Annotated in this window: 17 protein-coding genes; 3 read left to right on the plus strand and 14 right to left on the minus strand. The window is 69.0% G+C overall.

Annotated features, from left to right (window positions below):
- Positions 1-59: 59 nt before the first annotated feature.
- Together OIE40_RS11785 and OIE40_RS11790 are read right to left on the minus strand one after the other, a co-directional pair.
- Entirely contained in the window at positions 60-584 is a 525-nt protein-coding gene (locus tag OIE40_RS11785) for a hypothetical protein (protein WP_264702495.1), read from the minus strand.
- Entirely contained in the window at positions 581-1,201 is a 621-nt protein-coding gene (locus OIE40_RS11790; RefSeq protein ID WP_264702884.1) for a TrmH family RNA methyltransferase, read from the minus strand. The genes OIE40_RS11785 and OIE40_RS11790 overlap by 4 nt, the downstream gene beginning before the upstream one ends.
- A gap of 167 nt (positions 1,202-1,368) precedes the next feature.
- On the opposite strand from OIE40_RS11790, the gene OIE40_RS11795 reads away from it, so the two are divergent.
- Complete coding sequence (locus OIE40_RS11795) at positions 1,369-2,064, plus strand: DedA family protein (protein WP_264702497.1); 696 nt, start codon at positions 1,369-1,371, stop codon at positions 2,062-2,064.
- A gap of 69 nt (positions 2,065-2,133) precedes the next feature.
- Here the strand turns inward: OIE40_RS11795 and OIE40_RS11800 are convergent, their stop codons facing one another.
- The 6 genes from OIE40_RS11800 to OIE40_RS11825 form a co-directional block, all read right to left on the minus strand.
- Positions 2,134-3,045, minus strand: a complete 912-nt coding sequence (locus OIE40_RS11800; RefSeq protein WP_264702499.1) for a LemA family protein — start codon at positions 3,043-3,045, stop codon at positions 2,134-2,136.
- Between the two features lie 186 nt (positions 3,046-3,231).
- On the minus strand, positions 3,232-3,777 hold the full coding sequence (gene pyrE, locus OIE40_RS11805) for an orotate phosphoribosyltransferase (protein ID WP_264702501.1): 546 nt from the start codon (positions 3,775-3,777) through the stop codon (positions 3,232-3,234).
- 28 nt (positions 3,778-3,805) lie between these two features.
- Entirely contained in the window at positions 3,806-4,342 is a 537-nt protein-coding gene (locus tag OIE40_RS11810; protein ID WP_264702503.1) for a sortase domain-containing protein, read from the minus strand.
- A 26-nt stretch (positions 4,343-4,368) separates the two neighbouring features.
- A complete protein-coding gene (locus OIE40_RS11815; RefSeq protein WP_264702504.1) occupies positions 4,369-4,500 on the minus strand; it encodes a hypothetical protein in 132 nt (43 codons plus the stop codon).
- Positions 4,501-4,566: 66 nt separating this feature from the next.
- Positions 4,567-5,379, minus strand: coding sequence for a spermidine synthase (locus OIE40_RS11820; RefSeq protein ID WP_264702506.1), 813 nt, complete (start codon positions 5,377-5,379; stop codon positions 4,567-4,569).
- Complete coding sequence (locus OIE40_RS11825) at positions 5,376-5,966, minus strand: CPBP family intramembrane glutamic endopeptidase (RefSeq protein ID WP_264702508.1); 591 nt, start codon at positions 5,964-5,966, stop codon at positions 5,376-5,378. The genes OIE40_RS11820 and OIE40_RS11825 overlap by 4 nt, the downstream gene beginning before the upstream one ends.
- Positions 5,967-6,014: 48 nt before the next feature.
- Here OIE40_RS11825 and OIE40_RS11830 point away from each other — a divergent pair, with 48 nt between their 5' ends.
- Together OIE40_RS11830 and OIE40_RS11835 are read left to right on the plus strand one after the other, a co-directional pair.
- Entirely contained in the window at positions 6,015-6,395 is a 381-nt protein-coding gene (locus OIE40_RS11830; RefSeq protein ID WP_264702510.1) for a DUF6394 family protein, read from the plus strand.
- 17 nt (positions 6,396-6,412) lie between these two features.
- Positions 6,413-8,137, plus strand: coding sequence for a potassium channel family protein (locus tag OIE40_RS11835; RefSeq protein ID WP_264702512.1), 1,725 nt, complete (start codon positions 6,413-6,415; stop codon positions 8,135-8,137).
- Between the two features lie 87 nt (positions 8,138-8,224).
- Here the strand turns inward: OIE40_RS11835 and OIE40_RS11840 are convergent, their stop codons facing one another.
- Genes OIE40_RS11840 through OIE40_RS11865 form a run of 6 tightly spaced genes read right to left on the minus strand, consistent with a single transcriptional unit; the run spans position 8,225 to position 14,639 of the window.
- On the minus strand, positions 8,225-9,481 hold the full coding sequence (locus OIE40_RS11840) for a hypothetical protein (RefSeq protein WP_264702514.1): 1,257 nt from the start codon (positions 9,479-9,481) through the stop codon (positions 8,225-8,227).
- Positions 9,482-9,491: 10 nt separating this feature from the next.
- On the minus strand, positions 9,492-10,769 hold the full coding sequence (locus OIE40_RS11845; RefSeq protein WP_264702516.1) for a sulfate adenylyltransferase subunit 1: 1,278 nt from the start codon (positions 10,767-10,769) through the stop codon (positions 9,492-9,494).
- Positions 10,769-11,671, minus strand: a complete 903-nt coding sequence (cysD, locus tag OIE40_RS11850; RefSeq protein ID WP_264702517.1) for a sulfate adenylyltransferase subunit CysD — start codon at positions 11,669-11,671, stop codon at positions 10,769-10,771. Before cysD ends, OIE40_RS11845 begins: the two co-directional genes overlap by 1 nt.
- Positions 11,668-12,426 (minus strand): 3'(2'),5'-bisphosphate nucleotidase CysQ, encoded by a 759-nt coding sequence (locus OIE40_RS11855; protein ID WP_264702519.1) that lies wholly within the window; start codon positions 12,424-12,426, stop codon positions 11,668-11,670. Before OIE40_RS11855 ends, cysD begins: the two co-directional genes overlap by 4 nt.
- The gene (gene cysC, locus OIE40_RS11860; RefSeq protein ID WP_264702520.1) at positions 12,416-13,645 is read right to left on the minus strand and encodes an adenylyl-sulfate kinase; all 1,230 of its coding nucleotides are present in this window, start codon (positions 13,643-13,645) and stop codon (positions 12,416-12,418) included. Before cysC ends, OIE40_RS11855 begins: the two co-directional genes overlap by 11 nt.
- Before the next feature lies 1 nt (position 13,646).
- Positions 13,647-14,639, minus strand: a complete 993-nt coding sequence (locus OIE40_RS11865; protein ID WP_264702522.1) for a sulfite exporter TauE/SafE family protein — start codon at positions 14,637-14,639, stop codon at positions 13,647-13,649.
- Positions 14,640-14,676 lie beyond the last annotated feature (37 nt).

Genomic DNA, 14,676 nt, shown 5'->3' on the forward strand with positions numbered 1-14,676 from the left:
GGTCGGCGCACCCCCATTCGGCATGCTCGGACGCCACCGGGCGGACACGCCCGCGCGGCTCAGTCGTCCAGTCGGGACAGGTCGATCCAGTGCCGCCCGCCCGAGAGTGCGCGCACAGCGGAGTCGATGTTGGCCGGCAGCGCGGTCAGGTAGTCCATCGGGACGGACGCCGAACGCCCGTCCCGGCCTTCGACCCTGAGCCGAGGCGACCGACCGAGCCTGGACGGCGTGGCGCGGAAGGCGCCGATCTCGGGCCACGACAACCACAGGCCGGCCACCCAGACCCCAGCAGGAGTGGTGGCGAAGGCCGGACCGGTCACGACGTCCTTGGCGTCGCCGCGCGCCATCAGCAGGCCGGTCACCGACACGATCACCCACACCAGGCCGATCACCAGCGCGGAGCCGACCAGCCACGGCCCGAAGGCGCCCACCTGGTCGGCGAAGAAGTACCACACCGCCCCACCGATGGCCGTCGAGACGGCGGTGGAGATGAGTCGCTGGATCAGCATCGAGCGCCAGCGCGCCACCTTGGCCTGGACGGCCTGGGGCGCGTAGAACACCACGTACTCGGCGACTCCGTTCACGGCGCCATGGTAGTGGCGACGGTTCCCCGGCCGCCCCAGCGCAGGCTCCAGTGGTACATCGCGATCGCGGCCGCCGCACCCGCGTTGAGCGATCGGGTCGAGCCGTACTGGGTGATCGCGACCAGGGACTCACAACCGGCGATCACCTCGTCGGTGAGCCCCGGGCCCTCGGAACCGAACACCAGGCAGCACCGCTGCGGCAACTCGGCGGTCTCGAGCGGGACCGAGCCGGGCAGGTTGTCCACCCCGACCGGGGTGAGCGCGTCGGCCTCCAGAACGGCCAGGAAACCGGCGACGTCGGCGTGGTGCTCGACGTGCAGGTAGCGGTCGGTGACCATCGCCCCGCGGCGGTTCCAACGCCGACGCCCGAGGATGTGCACCTTGGAGACGTTGAACGCGTTGGCCGTACGCACGATGGAACCGATGTTGAAGTCGTGCTCCCAGTTCTGGATCGCCACCTCGAGCGGGTGTCGCCGGGTGTCGAGGTCGGCGACGATGGCGTCCAGCCGCCAGTAGCGGTAGCGGTCGGCCACGTTGCGGCGGTCGCCGTGGGCGAGCAGGTCGGGATCCAGCCGCGCATCCTGCGGCCAGGGTTGCGGATGCGGGCCCACCCCCACGTCCGGCGGGCCGGTGGGGTCGTCGAGGGAAGGGTCGTCGAGCGACGGGTCGATTGACGTCGCGGAGCCACCCGACGGCTGGGCCTCCGGTCCGGGCGACGTCGACCGAGCCGTCCGATACCCCTGCGCTTCTGGCTGCACGAGGCCCCACGGTATCCTGGCTGACCGTGACCCTGCTTTCGCTGCTCGTGCCACTCCTGCTACCCGACTGGATGGATCCGGAGTACCTCATCCACGCCCTGGGCAACTGGGCATTGTGGGGAGTGGCGCTCATCCTGATCATCGAGTGCTCGATCTTTCCGATCCTGCCCGGCGACTCCCTGCTGTTCACCGTGGGCATGTTCGTCGCCCTGACCCCGCCCGCCATCACCTTCCCCGGCATGAGCCAGCCGATGGTGCTGGTGGTGTCGTGCCTGGTGCTGATGGTCGCGGCCGTGCTGGGCAACGTGTTCGGCTACTACGTCGGCAGGTGGATCGGGCCGGCCATCTTCAAACCCCGCGAAGGCTTCTGGGGCAGGGTCTTCGATCCCAAGCGGGTGGACCAGACCCACGCGCTGATGGAGAGGTACGGCCCGCGCGCACTGGTGCTGGCCCGGTTCGTGCCGTTCGCACGCACGTTCATCACCCTGATCGCGGGCATCGGCCGGATGGACTTCCGCCGCTTCATCACCTGGACGGGTGTGGGTGCGGTGATCTGGGCCGCGGGGCTGACGGTGCTCGGCTACTTCCTCGGCACGATTCCGTTCATCAGCCACAACCTCGAACTGGTGCTGGTGATCATCGTGCTGATCTCGGTGGTTCCGATGCTGGTGGAGTACCTGCGTGAGCGGCACAAGCTCAAGAAGGAGGCGGCGGCCGACTGACCACGGCTGCCCCGCCCCCGCACATGACGACGGCCCCGGAACTCTCCGGGGCCGTCTGTGCTGTGCGGGTCAGGTCTGAGGCGGGGTGTAGCCGCCCTGCTGCGGCTGGTTGCCCTGGCCCTGCTGCGGCTGCTGCCCGGGCTGGCCGTACTGCTGCGGCTGCTGGCCGTACTGCTGCGGCTGCTGGCCGTACTGCTGTGGCTGCTGGCCGTACTGCTGGGGCTGCTGGTCGTACTGCGGCTGCTGGCCCTGGTTGAACTCGCCGGGCGCCGGCGCGGAGTAATTCTGGCCCTGGTAGGCCTGGGGGTTCGGCAGGTCGCTGGACGACGTGGGCGCGGCGTTCAACTGGGCGTTGGTCGGTTCGGCGGGCGACTGTGCCGAGTCGCCGCGGTAACTGATCTCGCCGAAGTTCACGTCGGGAGCGCGGCGCACCTCGGCATCGTTGACCTCGAAGTAGGTCGCCTTCTCGAACTTGTACATGCCGGCCAGGATGTTGGACGGGAACGAGTCGACCTTGGTGTTGTAGTTGCGCACATTGGCGTTGTAGAAACGGCGTCCGGCGGCGATCCGGTCCTCGGTCTCGACCAGTTCACGCTGCAGTTCGAGGAAGTTCTGGTTGCTCTGCAACTGGGGGTACGCCTCGACGCTGACGATCAGGTTGCGAACCGCCGCGGAGAGCTGCTCCTCGGCCTGGGCCCGCTGCTCGGCGGTGCCGCCCTGCTGGGCGAGCGCGGCCGCCTGATTGCGCATCCGGGTCACGCCCTCGAGGGTGTTCCGCTCGTGGGCGGCGTAGGCGCGCACCGTTTCCACCAGTCGGGGGATCAGGTCGTAGCGGCGGTTCAGTTCGACGTCGATCTGACGCCAGGATTCCTGGATCATGTTCCGGTCGCGCTGGAAGCCGTTGTACAGCGACACCGCGTACAGGCCGATCAGAACGGCGATGACCACCAGGATCACCAGGAACCACAAAATGCCTTCCATGGGCAACTCCTTGTCGTGGAAAGGTTCGCGGCCAGCCTAACCGTTCACCACGTCATTGCCGCGAGACGTGCGCGCACGCCTGTCCGGGGATGTCCCGGGGACGCCGATCGAGCGCCGGGTACGCCGCACACCGACTCGCGTTCCGGGTACGGGGAGCGCCGGCGAACGGCCGCAGCGCCCGGCGGCTCAGGCCAGGTCGAGGTCGACCAGGTCGAGGGCGTAGCGGTAGGGCACGCCCGCCTCGGCCTCGATCCGTTCGGCCGCACCGGTGCCCCGGTCGACGATCACCGCGACACCCACCACTTCGCCGCCCTCGGCTCGGACGGCCTCCACGGCCTCCAGAGGCGAACCGCCGGTGGTGGAGGTGTCCTCGACGACCAGCACCCGGCGTCCGTCGACCGAAGCCCCCTCGATCCGGCGTTGCATGCCGTGCGCCTTCGCCTGCTTGCGGATGACGATGGCGTCCAACCGGCCACCGGCGGCGGCGCGGGCGTGCATCATGGCGGTGGCCACCGGGTCGGCGCCCATCGTCATGCCGCCGACGACGTCGAACTCCCAGTCGGCGACCAGGTCGTTCATCACCCGGCCGACCAGCGGGGCGGCAGCCCCGTTCAGCGTCACCCGCCGCATGTCGACGTAGTAGTCGGCCTTCGTGCCCGAGGTGAGCGTGACCCGGCCACGCACCACCGCCAGCGCCTTCGTCTGTTCGATCAGTTCGTCACGATCCGCCATGGCCCTCACCCTAGACGCGCCAGGGCACTCACTTGGTGAGGGTCTCGATCAGCTCGCCGAACGCGATCGAGCGCTCGGGTGAGTGGAAGAAGTTGCGGCAGGTGACGAGCGTGATCAGCGCCTGGGTGGGCTCGGGCGCCTCCCGCTCGGTGCCGGGCGGGGTGGGCACCGGATCGATCACCCAGGTCTCGGACTTGTCGACGGTCAGGTCCTTGGCCGAGCTGGTGAGGGCGCAGATGAAGATCTTCTTCCGGGTCTCGACCACGACTCGTGCGCCGGGTTTGAGATCGAGCAGCTGCACGAAGGGTCCGGACGCCCCGCGGTGCCCGGCGACGGCGAAATTGCCGATCGCCCCGGGGGCCGCCGTGTGGTCGAACCAGCCGACTCCTGCGTTGAGGGCGTCCTCGCTGGTGCCGGTCATCACGGCGACCTCGACGTCGTCGCCGAACTCGGGGATGCGCAGCAGGGCGACCGCGTTGTCGGGGATCTTGGACGACGGGGTGCGGCCCTCCCCCCACTGCTTCCTCACCTCGTCGACGCGCTGTTGAGCGGCCTTGGTGTCCATAACCGGATTGAAGTAGGCGTCCCAGACTACAGCCCGAGGAAGGTCATTCCGGTCACCAGCATCAGCACGCCGAGCACGGTGAGCCAACCACCGCGCCGGCGGCGCGGCTGCTCGTCCGGCGGCGGCGCCGGACGGGTCAACGTATCTGTCTCCCTCACCCGCCCATTGTGGAGACGCGCACCGGCGGCAACAAATCACCGGCCCGGTGACATCGGCCGGGCTCGTCAGGTGTACCAGCTGCGCCCGTTCGCGGGTGCGTGCGAATCGCGGGGGGCGTCGTCGGTGAAGGGCTCCGCCGCGCCGAGCCAGCGACGCAACGGCGCCCCGGCCAGGGCGCGGTAGCCGAACAGGGCCAGCCGGGCGGAGTTCTCCAGCTCGGCCACCGGCAGCGGCGTCCGGGACGCCACCGCCACCAGGTTGCCGTAGCGGCGTCCCTTCCACACCGCGGTCTCCGCGGTCACCAGCACGTGCCGCAGGGACGTGGCGAGGCCCGCCAGGCAGCTGCGGGACCAAACGAACGGCGCCTCGTCGGCAAGGTTCATCACCAGCACCCCGTCGGCGCGCAACACCCGGGCCGCGTCGGCGAAGAACTCCGCGGTGGCCAGCGACCCGGGCACGTGCAGGCCGTCGAAGGCGTCCACTACGAGGGCGTCGGCGTAGCTGTCGGGCATGGCCGCCACGCCGCTGCGGCCGTCGGTCTCGCGCACCTTGATGCCCGACCGCTTCTCCAGCGGCAGCTTGCGGCGCACCTCGGCGAGCAACTCGGCGTCCGGTTCGCAGACCACCTGCGCCGTCCCGGGCCGCACGGCCGCCACCCAGCGCGGCAGCGTCATGCCGCCGCCACCCAGGTGCACCACCCGCTGACGTGGTTCGGCCGGACGCCGCAACACCGTTGCCCGCAGCACCTCGGAGATCCGCTGCACGTACTCGAACTCCAGCCGCAGCGGATCGTCGGGATCCACCCAGGACTGCTGGGTGGCACCGGTGCGCACCAGGAACGCGCCGCGCACCTCCCGGTCGGGCTCGACCCGGCTCACCGCAGCACCAGAGCGACCAGGCCGGCGAGCAGGTTGCCGGCGCCGTGGGCGGCCCAGGACAGCAGCAGCGACCCGGTGCGCTGCCGCAGCCAGCCGGCCAGGAAGGCCGAGCCGACACCGAGCACCATCGCGACGAGCGCGGCCGCCGGCTCGCGATCGACGAACAGCCAGTGCATCACCAGCCGCAGCACGCCGCAGGCCAGCGCCTGGAGGACGTTGGCCACCAACGGTCCGGACCGGCGCTCACCCAGCCAGCGCAGCAGGAAGCCGCGGAAGAACAGCTCCTCGGCCAGTGCCGTCTGGAACACAGCAGTCACTGCGACGGCCAGCACCACGGCCAGGCCGGAGCCGGTCGACGTCCAGGGGCCCGTCCCGCCGATCAACGCCCCACCGAAGAAGCCGAGACCGCAGACCACCGTTGCCGCCAGCACCAGGGGGTCACGGCCGTCGGTCACGGGGGTGAACCCGAGCCAGCGCAGGAAGGACCCATCGGGCCGGGACGCCTGCAACCACCAGGCGAGCGGCACCAGCGCGAACACCGCGACCTGGGCAGGCACGCCGACGAGTAGCGTTGTCAGCAGGTCCACTGCTCCAGTGTGGGGCCATAGAGTGTGCTCAACCCTCAGGGAGGACCCATGAACTCGGAAAAGGTCATCTTCGGCTTCTTCATCACGCTCGCCGCGAGCCTCAACTTCGGGTTCTGGACCGGCGAGATGGATCGCATCGAGTTGCACAACGTGTGGGAGCTGGCCGGGGCGATCGTGGTCAGCCTGATCGCCACCGTGCTCAAGTTCGGCGACCGCACCCAGCTCGGGGCCGTCCATCTGGCCACCTCGCTCGTCGCCGACGTCCAGCTGATCGCCGGCGCGGTCATCTGGACCTGGGCGGCCACGTCGCCGGGCGGCCTGACCCCGGCCGACATGGCGCTGGTCGTGTCGATGTCGGGCGGGGCGCTGTTGGCGAACCTGATCTCGGTGGTGCTGATGATCTCCGAAATCATCACCGCGCGCCGCTAGGCGATCCGAAGGGCGCCATGAACGACGTCATGTACCTGTTCCTGCGGCGGATGCGGGTGCCGCTGGTGCTGGTCATCATGCTCTACACGGTCAGCGTGTTCGGCCTGGCGATCGTGCCCGGCCAGGACGACGCCGGCAACCCCACGCCGGGCATGGGCCTGTTCAACGCCTTCTACGTCATCAGCTACACCGCCACCACGATCGGCTTCGGTGAGCTGCCGCACCCCTACTCGCCGATCCAGCGGATGTGGATGACGCTGTCCATCTACCTGACGGTGACCGGCTGGTCGTACGCGGTCGTGACCGTCGTGGGCCTGCTGCAGGAGCCGGCCTTCCAGAACGCGCTGCGCCAAGGCCGGTACGCGCGCCGCATCCGCAACCTGCGCGAGCCGTTCTACATCGTGTGCGGGGTCGGCGAGACCGGCACCCTGGTCTGTCACGGCCTCGACCGGCTCGGGCTGCGGTTCGTGGTGATCGACTCCGACGCCAGCCGGATCGAGCAGATCAAGCTGGAAGGTTTCCAGGCCGACCCGCCGACGGTGATCGCGGACGCGTCCCAGCCCGGCAATTTGACCGGCGCCGGACTGCTCTCCCCGCACTGCCGCGGCGTGATGGCCCTGGCCGTGGACGACGCCGCCAACCGGGCGATCGCCGTCACCGCCCGGCTGCTCCGGCCGGGCCTGCCGGTGATGGCCCGGGTCGGCGACGCCAACACCGACCACTCGATGGGCGCCTTCGGCGGCGACATGGTGACCAACCCGTTCGAACGCTTCTCGACGTACCTGGCCCTCGCGGTGGCGCGCCCCGAGCGGTACCGGATGGGACAGATCCTGACCGGCTTTCCCGGCGACGACCTGCCGGAGCTGCACCACCCCCCGCGAGGGCACTGGATCATGTGCGGCTACGGCCGCTTCGGGCACGGCGTCAAGGAGGCGCTGACCCGGGCCGGCAACGAGGTCACGGTGATCGACAAGCTGCACTACGGCGAGGAGGGAGTCGACATCGAGGGCACCGGCACCGAGTCGGCGAGCCTGCGCCAGGCCGGCATCGAGAATGCCGTCGGAATCGTGGCCGGCAACGCCAGCGACCTGAAGAACCTGGCCATCGCACTGCTCGCCCGCGACCTCAAGCCCGACATCTTCGTCGTCACCCGGCAGAACCAGATCAGCAACACGAGCCTGTTCGAAGCGTTCCACGACGACCTGTGCATGCAGCCCAGCCGCATCGTCGCCCGGGAGTTCCTGGCCCTGATCACCACCCCGCTGCTGGCCCGGTTCCGCTACGAGATCCGGGGGGCGTCGGAGAAGTGGAGCGCCGAGCTGGCGCAGGCGTTGTCGTACCTCAACGCCGGCTACGTGCCCGAACTGTGGGGCGTCACCATCGACACCGAGCACGCCGGTGCGGTAGTGGACGCGATCACCCATCGGCACTGGGTCAACGTCGGCCACCTGTTGGTCGACCCCTACGACTATGAGAAGCCGGCCAACGCGCTGGTGCTGATGGTGCTGCGCGGCGACGACAGCGAGATCCTCCCCACCACCGCCTACCAGCTCGAGGTCGGTGACCGGCTGTTGATCGCCGGCTCGCGCGAGGCCGCCCGCCGGCTCGAGCTCGCCATGAACAACCCGAATGTGCTGTATTACGTCCGCACCGGCCGCGAACGCGGCGGCGGCTGGATCTGGCACGAACTGCGTTCGGTCAAGCGTCGCTGGATCAAGCACCGGGCGACGCGCGGGCACTGAGCCGGGACGAGACGGCACGGGAATCCCGTGGATCCGACCAGCGGAGCGAGAGCCCTACCTGGCCCGCTCCGGCCCGTCGGTTGGGAGTCAGTCGCTGCCGTTGCCCTGCAGGCGTGCCGTAACCCGGCCGGCGAGCTCTGCCGGCAGCCGGCCCAGCCCGCGGACCTTGCCCACCGCGCGGCTGCCGATCTCCTGCAGCATGCCGCGCCAGTTGTAGGTGACGTCCCGACGGATCTTGCGCATCGCAGACTCCTCGGTGCGCTCGAAGTGGGCATCGCGTCCGATGGCGGCGGCCACGGTGCCGGCGATCGCCTCGACGGCGAGATCGATCGGGATCGAGTCGACGTGCCGGTGGTCGACGAACGGCCCCGGATCCGGCCGGGACTCCAGGTTGGCCACCTCGCCCAGCACCCGCACCCCGTTGTCCCGGATCGCGGCCAGCACCACCTGCTCCTGTTGCAGAGCCAACTCGTGGGCCCAGCCGGGCAGCTGCAGCCGGGCCTCGTCGGCGCCGGGGGTGCGCAGCACGAACCGGCCCGTCGCCCCGTGGTAGACCAACCATTCGTGGTTGAGCCACTCGACGTCGTTGTCGCGGATGACGCCGTTGAGCCGGCGCAGCAGTTCGGCCTCGGGCACCGTCAGGCTGCGGTTGACGCTGCGCCCGCCGGGAGCGGCCCGCAGCAGCAGGTCACGCGGCAGCCCGAGCATCCGTTCGAACGCGTGGAAGGAGTGGTCGTGGTCGCGTGGATCGAGCGGCACCACCGTGACGTTCTCGGGACCGACCAGTCCGCACCAGCGGTCGATCAGTGCGGCGTGGTCGTAACGCACCCGGCGCTCGGGGCTGCCCACCTTCTTGGGTTTGAGGACCTTCTTCAGCCATCCGTCGAAGCTGCCCCGGCCGCCGTTGCGCTTCAGCGTCTCCTGCCACATCGACGGCAGCATCTTCGCGTACGGCCGTAGGGTCAGCGCGATGTGCAGGCTCGGCCCGAGCTCGTCGCGCCACTGCTGCGCCTGTTCCTGGGTGGCGGACGCCGCGTACTCGTGCCCGAACCAGATCCGCCGGTCCTTCTCGGCGCGGATCTCCTCGAGCAGCGCCGTCCACACGCCGATGGAGGGGGCGGACGACACCCGCTCGCCCTCGACCCGCCAGCCGAAGCCGCGCTCCAGGAACGCGTTGACCGCCTTGCGGTGGTTGACGCCCTTGCCCGGGTACAAGACGCCGTGGCCGAGCAGTTCCTCCCGGCAGGCCGCCGCAGCAGCCTGCACCGCCGTCGTGCCGGTCTTCGGTGGCCCTATGTAGAACAGTGTCGTGTGCGGGGGCAGCAGCCAGGGGTCGTCGCTCATCGTCGTCCGATCACTCCAGGAAGCCGGCCCCCACGGTGCGGTTGCTGGCCTCGTCGACGAGGATCACCGACCCGGTCGTCCGGTTCTCCTCGTAGTGGTCCATGAACAGCGGCCGGGTGCAGCGCAGCCGCACGCGTCCGATCTCGTTGAGGGCGAGTTTTCCTGCCTGCTCGTCACGATGCAACGTGTTGATGTCGATTCGGTACAGGATTTCGCGGACCTTGACCCGTGCCCACACCGTGGTGTGCTTGATCGCCAGGGTCCGGCCCGGGGTCAGCGAGGTGGTCTCGTCCATCCAGCAGACCCGCAGGTCGAGGTCCTGGACGGCGGGGGCCGGATTGTTGGGCCGCACCAGCATGTCGCCACGGCTGATGTCGATCTCGTCGGCCAGCCGCAGCACCACCGACATGGGCGGGTAGGCGTCCTGCGAGGGTCCGGTGGGGGTGTCGATGGCGGCCACCCTGGTGCTGAATCCCGAGGGCAGCGCCATGATCTCGTCGCCGACCTTGATCACCCCCGAGGCGACGGTGCCGGCGTAGCCGCGGTAGTCGCGGGCCTTGGCCGACTGGGGCCGGATGACGTACTGCACCGGGAAGCGCACGTCGGTGAGGTTGCGGTCGGACGCGACGTGCAGGTGTTCCAGGTGGTAGAGCAGGGCCGGCCCGTCGTACCAGGGCGTGTTGTCGCTGCGGGTCACCACGTTGTCGCCGAGCAACGCCGAGATCGGGATGAACTGCAGGTCACCGACCTTCAGCCGTGACGCGAACCCGGAGAACTCCGCCACGATCCGCTCATAGACGCTCTCGTCGAAGTCGACCAGGTCCATCTTGTTGATGCACACCACCAGATGCCGGACGCCCAGCAGTGTCGCCAGGAACGAGTGCCGCCGGGACTGCTCGGTCATCCCCTTGCGGGCGTCGATCAGGATCAGCGCCGCGTCGGCGGTGGACGCCCCGGTCACCATGTTGCGGGTGTACTGCGGGTGTCCCGGGGTGTCGGCGATGATGAACTTGCGCCGCGGAGTGGCGAAGTAGCGGTAAGCCACGTCGATGGTGATGCCCTGCTCGCGCTCGGCGCGCAGCCCGTCGGTCAGCAGCGACAGGTCCACGTAGTCGTTGCCGCGCTGGTTGGAGACCCGCTCGACCGACTCGTACTGGTCGGTGAAGATCGACTTCGAGTCGTAGAGCAGCCGGCCGATCAGGGTCGACTTGCCGTCGTCCACGCTGCCGGCGGTCGCGAACCGCAGCAGGTCCCCGGAGCTGGTCTCGGTCGTGGTCGCCTCGCTCATCAGAAGTACCCTTCCTTCTTCCGGTCCTCCATCGCCGCTTCGCTGACCCGGTCATCACCGCGGGTCGCGCCGCGCTCGGTCAACCGGGCGGCCGCGATCTCGGCCACGATCGCCTCGTTGGTGTCGGCCACAGACTCCACGGCTGCGGTCAGGTTGGCGTCACCCATCGTCCGGTAGCGCACCGACGTGGTGATGATCTCCTCGCCGTCGCGCGGGGTGATGAACTCGTTGACCGCGTACAGCATGCCGTCGCGCTGCACGACCTCGCGCTGCTGTGCGTAGTACAGGTTGGGCAGCGGGATGTTCTCCTCGGCGATGTAGGCCCAGGTGTCCAACTCGGTCCAGTTCGACAACGGGAAGACCCGGATCGACTCCCCCGCGTTCACCCGCGAGTTGTACAGGTTCCACAGTTCGGGGCGCTGGTTCTTCGGATCCCACTGGCCGAAGTCGTCGCGGAACGAGAAGACCCGCTCCTTGGCGCGCGCCTTCTCCTCATCGCGCCGGGCGCCGCCGAACAGCGCGGTGAAGCGATGCTCCTCGACGGCGTCCAGCAGCACCGGGGTCTGGATGCGGTTGCGCGAGCCGTTCGGCTCCTCGGTGACCAGGCCGCGCTCGATCGCGTCCGGCACCGAGGCGACGACGAGCTGCACCTCCAGCTGACCCAGCCACCAGTCGCGGAAGGCGATCACCTCGGGGAAGTTCAGCCCGGTGTCGACGTGCATGAACGGGAACGGGATGCGTGCCGGCGCGAACGCCTTCCGGGCCAGCACGCTCATCACCACCGAATCCTTGCCGCCGGAGAACAGCAGGCAGGGCCGCTCCATCTCGGCCGCGACCTCGCGGATGATGTGGATGCTCTCGGCCTCCAGTGCGCGCAGCTGACTCAGTACGTACCCGCTCATCGTTCTCCTTCGATCTGCGCAACGACATCCAGCAGTCGCTCAGCATGCTCGACCCGACACACCATCAGGTCCGGCAACCACGGATCGGAATTGTTGTAGACAAGCGGCGAACCGTCCAATCGACTGGTGTGCAAGCCCGCCGCAGCCGCCACCGCGACGGGTGCGGCCGAGTCCCACTCGTACTGCCCGCCACCATGGATGTAGGCGTCCACCTCGCCGGTCACCACCGCCATCGCCTTCACCCCGGCCGACCCCATCGCGACAAGTTCAACCGGAATCAACTCACCGATGGAGGCCACCAGTGTCGGCGGCCGGGACCGGCTGACCGCAAGGCGCAACGGACCGTCGGTCCGCAACGGAGGCAATGGTTCGGCCGGGTCCGTGGCGTAGACACGGTCACGGCCCGGTAGCGCCACTGCGCCAGCGGTGAGGCCGGAGTTGCGCTCCCACAGGGCCACGTGCACCGCGAAGTCGGTTCGCCAGTTGCCATCGGTGCGCTCGGCATACTCACGGGTACCATCCAGAGGGTCGACGATCCAAACCCGATCTGCATCCAGGCGCGACCGGTCGTCCTTGGCTTCCTCGGACAGCACCGCATCTCCCGGACGCCATCGACGCAGTTCATCGAGCAGGAACTCGTTGGCCCTGCGGTCTCCCTCGGGACCAGACACGTCGACTGACGCGTCACGCAGACCCAGCAGCACCCGCCCGGCGCCCCTGGCCAGTTCGGAGGCGATCCTCGCGTCAGATGTCATAACCCATCAACTCCTGCTCACTCATCTGTTCGATCTCACGGGGAGTTCGACCGAACTCCACACCGCGTCGCACCGCGCGCGCCTCCAGTTCGCCGATGACCAGGGCAACGGCGTCGTCGACGCCGATGTTCGTGGTGTCGATGACCAGATCCGCGTCCTCTGGCGGCTCGTACGGCGAATCGATGCCGGTGAAGTTGGTGAGCAGCCCGGCCCGGGCCTGGGCATAGAGGCCCTTGCGGTCGCGCCTCTCGCACTCCTCCAGTGGAGTGGAGATCCACACCTCGATGAAGTCGGCCCCGTCGCTGGCCATTCGGCGGGCTTCCGCACGCCCCTCGGCGAACGGCGCGATCAGGGCGGTGATCGCTATCCCTCCGTGCCGGGCGAGCAGGGCAGCAACCCAGCTGGTCCGACGGACGTTCGCCTCACGGCCGGCGACATCGAACCCGAGTCCGGCCGACAGCATGCGCCGCACGTCGTCGCCGTCCAGCAGGGTGACCTCTCGTTCCGAACGCGGCTCCAGGGCGTTATGAAAGGCTTTGGCAACTGTCGACTTACCCGAGCCGGAAAGGCCCGTGAAGAAGACGACGGTGCCGCCCCGGTCTCGATGGGGTTGGTCCGCACCTGCGACCTCGCCGACTTCGACGAAGTGCCGGGCGAGATAGGCCGAGGCCAGGGCGGGGGCCGATGGCAGGCGGGGCCTCTCGAAGACACCGCGACTTCCGGGTGTCGGCCATGGGACACGCACGATGGCGTGGCTTCCGCGCGGCCGATCAGCGGTGACTGCCGGCAACTCGGCCAGCAGGCGGCGTCCGACCCGGGTCCGCCCGGCCAGTGCCAGCCAGCGCACGCGGGTGTGCGGTGCGGTCAGCGCGTCCACTCTGACCAGGTCGGCCGAACTCGGTAGCCCACGCACGACGACGGCCAGGTCACTCGGGCCATCCGGCTCGTCGCCGATGGTGCCGGACGACACCTGCGCGACCCTGCGCAGCATGGACGTCTCCAAGGCACCCGCGTTGAGATGGCCGAGTAGCAACGGGGTCGCTTCGGTGTCCTTGACCACCACGGCGTCCACGCCGGTCAATGCGGCCAACGCGCCGTGGGTGAGGCGAAGCCGGGGGCCGACTAGACCCCGCTGCACCAGTTCGACAACATCCAGATCTCCGGCTTCGGCAGTCACGGTCGGCAGCTGGGCGATGCTCGCCCAATCCACCTCTGCCACCTCAGGGATCATTTCCGTCCTCGCGCTCAGTCAACGAATGCCGCTGCGGCTCGACCCTATGCTCATCGGGCGGCTGGAGTGGAGATGGTTCAGGTTGCTGGGCGCTGGGCTGGTAGCGGCGCTTCAACATCGCCCACGCGAGCGGCCCGATCACCACGGCCCCGCCGGTCGCTATCAGGACACCCTCGGTGGGCACGCCCAGGAGCTTGAGACCCGAGGCCATCAGCAGCACGGCGAGAGCTCGTCGGATGACGCCGCCGGGCGCCCGGGAAGAGATCTGGGCACCGATGAACGCCCCCGGAATCGCGCCCAGGAGCATGGACCCGGTGACTCCCAAGGAGACTTGGCCATACATCAGGTGGCCCACTGAAGCTGCCGCCACGAGGGGAATCGCCTGGACAAGGTCGGTACCGACCAGTTGGGACGGCTTCAGGGTCGGGTACAACACGAGAAGCAGAGTGAGGATCAAGGAGCCGGCCCCGACCGAGGTCATGCCGACCATTAGGCCACCCAGCGCGCCCAGCGCCACAGTGGGGAGGCGCCGAACCTCGACCTCGGCCGAAGTCATCGGCGCCGCCCCCTCGCCCCACGGGAGACGCTTCCGACTCATCTGGAACCAAGCCCGGATGATGAGTCCGGCCGAGGCCAGCAGGAGCGCGGTGCCCAGCATTCCGAGCAGGACCTGCTCGAACCCGGGCAGCACCTTCAGGTGGTCGACGAGCATCGCGCCCAGGAAGGCAGCGGGAACCGAACCGATGCAGAGCCACAGCACCAGCTGGAGATTGGCTGTCTTGCGCACGATGTGCACGATTGCCCCGGCGGGCTTCATGAACAGGCTCGAGACGACATCGCTCGAGATAGCGGTGAGTGGGTCGATCCTGAAGAAGAAGACCAGAACCGGCGTCATCAGGGCGCCGCCGCCCATGCCCGTCAAACCCACCACGATTCCCACGAGTAGGCCGGCCAGAGCGATTCCGACGTCCAGCGTCCCCACCCCAATTCGGTTCAAGCTCCGGCAAGCACGATCTCGT

It is taken from the genome of Micropruina sonneratiae (assembly GCF_025972045.1).
Classification (GTDB): Bacteria; Actinomycetota; Actinomycetes; order Propionibacteriales; family Propionibacteriaceae; genus Micropruina; species Micropruina sonneratiae.